At 62.5% G+C, this 1,022-nt stretch carries 2 protein-coding genes and 1 pseudogene; all 3 read left to right on the top strand.

Annotation, left to right across the window (positions count from 1 at the left end; genetic code table 11):
* Positions 1–336 (top strand): annotated as a pseudogene (locus EN906_RS35290) (helix-turn-helix transcriptional regulator); the annotation flags it as partial.
* 77 nt (positions 337–413) lie between these two features.
* The gene (locus EN906_RS35285) at positions 414–647 is read left to right on the top strand and encodes a hypothetical protein (protein WP_027037125.1); all 234 of its coding nucleotides are present in this window, start codon (positions 414–416) and stop codon (positions 645–647) included.
* A 150-nt stretch (positions 648–797) separates the two neighbouring features.
* A partial coding sequence (locus EN906_RS35280; RefSeq protein ID WP_206529278.1) for a heme-binding protein occupies positions 798–1,022 on the top strand: 225 nt, incomplete at its 3' end.

Genomic DNA, 1,022 nt, shown 5'->3' with positions numbered 1-1,022 from the left:
GAACTGGGCATGCTGACCAAAGCCGACGACCCCTCGCACAAGCAGAAGGCGATCTACAGCCTGACCGAAATGGCGATCACGCTGGTGCCGATCCTGGCCCATCTTGGCGCCTGGGGCCGCGTCTGGCTGCCGGTCAGCGAAGAACTCTCGATCCGCGCCGAACTTCTGGAAAAGGGCGGACAGCCGATGTGGGACAAATTCATGGACGAGTTGCGCCATGAACATCTCGGCAAGCCGCTCGATACCGCCTCGGGTCCTTCTGTCCGCGCCACCTTGCAGGCCGCCTATGAAGCCCTGGTTGCCAGCAAGGCTCTCGCCGCCGACTCTGCCGCTTGACCAACTTATTTTCCCGTTTGGGGGCCGGCTCTGCTAGAAGAAGCGGAAAATCACAATTCACGGGATTGGATAAGGTCTTGGTTGAGAACTCTCGGGATGCTGCCCGCGCACGCGCCGACCTGCGCTTCAAGAAGCAGGAAGAGGCGGCAACCGTCCGCCAGAAGGCGATGGCCGAATACGTCGCCGAGAGCGACGCCCGCCAGGCCAAGACCAACAAGCTGCGGGCGCTGCGTCTCGCCAAGGAAGCCGAAGACCTCGCCAACGCGCCAGCGGAACCTGCCAAGAAGCCGGCCCGCGCCAAGAAAAAATGACCTGAAGCCGCACAGGCACCAACTCCTATCCGGAGGCTGTGACGGTCGCTTCCTTCCCACCTCTTCACGCGAAGCAATTTCAACCGAAACCGGGATGTTATCTCGCCCGTCGACGGTCGATGATCGACGCCTTTCAGACAGGAGACCGCCATGACCGCACTGCCGCTCGAAAAAGCCAGGCAAATCATCGATGCCGCCTTTGCCAAGGGCTCCGATCTCAAGCTTAAGCCGCTTGGCGTCTCGGTGCTCGACGCCGGCGGGCATCTGGTCGCCTTCCAGCGCCAGGACGGCGCCTCGTTCCTGCGCCCGCAAATGTCGGCCGGCAAGGCCTATGGTGCGCTCGCCATCGGCATGGGCTCGCGCAAAGTCGAGGCT

Origin of the sequence: Mesorhizobium sp. M7A.F.Ca.CA.004.06.1.1, from assembly GCF_003999135.1 — a bacterium.
In the GTDB taxonomy this organism is placed as follows: Bacteria; Pseudomonadota; Alphaproteobacteria; order Rhizobiales; family Rhizobiaceae; genus Mesorhizobium.
This window is presented reverse-complemented; position numbering and strand designations above follow the sequence as displayed.